This window comes from Streptococcus sp. 2154 (genome assembly GCF_013277255.1).
Classification (GTDB): domain Bacteria; phylum Bacillota; class Bacilli; order Lactobacillales; family Streptococcaceae; genus Streptococcus; species Streptococcus pseudopneumoniae.
Window position 1 is genome coordinate 1 of sequence record NZ_VMMK01000080.1, and the last position, 3,096, is coordinate 3,096.

The 3,096-nt window shown below is 39.7% G+C and carries 2 protein-coding genes; both read right to left on the reverse strand.

Annotation, left to right across the window (positions count from 1 at the left end; all coding sequences use genetic code 11):
* Positions 1–192: 192 nt before the first annotated feature.
* Positions 193–900, reverse strand: coding sequence for a thiol-activated cytolysin C-terminal domain-containing protein (locus tag HT693_RS12160; protein WP_345890525.1), 708 nt, complete (start codon positions 898–900; stop codon positions 193–195).
* Positions 901–903: 3 nt separating this feature from the next.
* Positions 904–2,940 (reverse strand): discoidin domain-containing protein, encoded by a 2,037-nt coding sequence (locus HT693_RS11180; protein WP_240152734.1) that lies wholly within the window; start codon positions 2,938–2,940, stop codon positions 904–906.
* Between the last annotated feature and the right edge of the window lie 156 nt (positions 2,941–3,096).

Genomic DNA, 3,096 nt, shown 5'->3' on the forward strand with positions numbered 1-3,096 from the left:
CTGACTTCGTCAGTTCTATTTACAACCTCAAAGCAGTGCTTTGAGCAGCCTGTGGCTAGTTTCCTAGTTTGCTCTTTGATTTTCATTGAGTATTAATTTTGTTCTCTCACAGATAGCTACCTGAGTTCTATTCAAGCTCAGGTAGTACTTTCTTATAAACTAAATCATCTCATTCTTGAATAGTAGGATTTTTTACAAGACATCGTCATCAGAAATCTTAGAATTTAATGTTGTTCCCCAATGGGTAATTTTACGGTGGGGTTGAGCTAAAATTGGTCTGTTTTCATAGATTGTTTGCCATCTATTCCATAGTAGACCTGTCTTTTTCTCAATCTTAATTCGCAGATTTCTCATGTTTCCTTTGATTGGGAGGTTGAGGACAAAACCTGCAGTCTGGTTGCGACCGTTTCCTTCCCAAGAACGACTACGAACAACTTGGTTTCCATCTTTGTCTACTGTAACTTCTTCCCAAGTTATAGAGTAGCGGGCAATATAAGCTCCACTATGTTGAATTGTCAATGTTTTGTCTTTCACAGGCGTTTGACTGATTGGTTGAACTGGCTTAGAAACTTGTGTCGCCGTCTCACCATTCGTAGCGATAAAGCGGAAAACTTCTACTTCTGCAAGACTGAGGGCTTGATTGTTCTTACGTAGTTGCACACGAACACGGCGTCCCAATTTCCCATTTAATTGAACATCCAAGCTCGTTCCGTCAAGTTTAGCAACATACTGTCTAGCAACTTCTTTCCCTTTTTCATCATATAAAATCACATCAAAGTCTGACAGACGTTTAGAAAGCTCTCCATCCCCACGGTTATGAAGGCGAACAAGTCCTACCTGTTCTGTACGACCTAAATCAACTTCCCACCAAGGCTGGTTTTCAAATTTTGTATGGGTAATTGATTACTGGCTATAACTACTATTGGTATTGCCATCCAAGGCACGACTAGCATCTCCACCAAAATCAGTAGAACTTTGCTTAGCTTGTTTTTTCCAAGCGATATTCTCAGCACGATATACTTGGACTTCTGCAAGACTGAGGGCATTATAGCCTTCTAGCTCAATCCGAACATAGCGCGCTTTTTTATGGTTAATCGCAATTTGTGCTGACACATCTTTAAGAGATGTTATTCGTTTTCTCTCAATTTCTTTACCAGAACTGTCTAACAGAATGACATCAAAGTTTGCCAATCTATCCTGGGCAGTGTCTGTTCGGTTGTAAATATTGATTTGGCGAATGGTTTCTTCTTTAGCCAAATCTACTTGCCACCAAGGCTTAGATTGGAAGTTGGTATGAGTGACAGAATTGTGACCATAGTTACCATCAACTTTGCCATCCACAGCTCTTCTAGCATCTCCTTCGAAAGCTGTCGAACTTTGAGTAACCTGTTTCCCTAAGGTAATATTTTCCATTGGTTCCGCGCTTGGTTGACTAGAAGATTGGGGCAGAGCCTGTTTCTTAAAGAATCGCACTTTATCCAATTTTGGATCACGATAACCATGTTTATCCAAGGTAGTTCGTTTACCAATATTAAAGTTAGGAATATCATTCATTCGACTTTCAAAATAGCCACGAGAACGGTGTTTAAAGCGTGAATTACCTGTAAATGTAACAATATCACGATCGTTATGAATCAAGGGAGTCACAACATTATCATTATCAACCACATAATGCTTAATTTTTCCACTAACAGCTAATTTACGGCTTTCCAAACCAACATCCCAGAAATCATTCTCAGCATTCCAAACCGCTCTGGAAGTAATCACTTTAGGCGCACTGAAAGTCGTCACTTTTCGCAATACATGGTTATAAAAATCAGGATATTTTTGGTAAGCTTCAACCGCTGCAATCTGAGCTAGGTAGCCTCCAAGAGAATGGCCTGTCATATACAACTTGGTAATACTTGTATCCTTGGCTAATTCCCCAACAACCTTGCGGATATCATCCGCTTGCGCTGGTTTATTTCCTCCTAACAAAACAAAATCTGCACTTAAATCTTTTGCATCATTCCGTCTTGTTCCACGTATAGCCAACATGTGCACCGTTCCATCTTTGAGATAAGGAAGGTCGCTCTTGGTCTCAAATAAGAAAGCATCCAAGCCACTATCTGTATGATAGGCTTTTTTCATCTTCCAGAAAGAAGCCAATTCATTGTGCATGAGTTTGTATTCTTGACGGTCAAGATAGAGACTAGGGAAAGGATTCTTATGATCTAAAATTTTCTCAATATAATCATCGTCTCGATAGGCTAACTCCATAAAGAGAAGAGAATCACGGTCTGTGACATACCATTCTTTCTTATTGTCATCTTCTCCATCTGCCAAACCATCCCCATCACTGTCTGCTAGCAAGGGATGACTGTTATATCCTAGATAATCCTTACCATCTTTGTTGTACACATAAAGTTCATCTTTGTTTTTGATGCCATCTTGGTCATCATCCCCTTCCAAATCAAGAACTTTTTCACCGTAGAGAGATTCATCAATCAAATCATTTTCTAAATGCAATTCCCCTTTGGAAATCTTCACCAAATCTTCTGCTGTTAGAGAACGAGTATTTGTTGTTTTTTCTGTCACAGCTTCTTCTTTAGTTTCTTCTACAGGAGCAAGAATAGGTAAGTATTGAGCTGGCTCGGTTATCTCTACTTTTGACTCTTCCCTTTTGTTTTCAAGAACTTCACTTGCTTCCGGAAGCGTTTGAGGAGCTAGTCTTGACTCCTCTCTAAGAGGAGTTTCTAGTTTTGGAGTAGCATTTTCCGGCTCTCTCAATTCCTCCTTAGGATCTAGCACTCTTGTTGCCACTTCAGATGTTACATCTTGCTGTAGTTCATTGGCTGAAATTCCAGCTGGAGCTAGAAATGCAAAGCCGACTGCAACAGATACAACTCCGATACTTAATTTTTTTATGCCAAAGCGCATCATTCGTTGACCAATTTTCATTATTCTTTATCTTTCTTTTCGTTTATTTGTAAGCAGACTCAAGCGAAATCTCCTTGTCCCCTATATAGGACAAGACTGAGAAATTCAGAAAGTAATACTCTTCGAAAATCTCTTCAAACCACGTCAGCGTCGCCTTACCGTAGATATGGTCACTGA

What these genes read in the sequence shown, in the direction of transcription:
- HT693_RS11180 (WP_240152734.1), bottom strand. Translation starts at nt 2,940, where the DNA reads ATGAAAATTGGTCAACGAATGATGCGCTTTGGCATAAAAAAATTAAGT.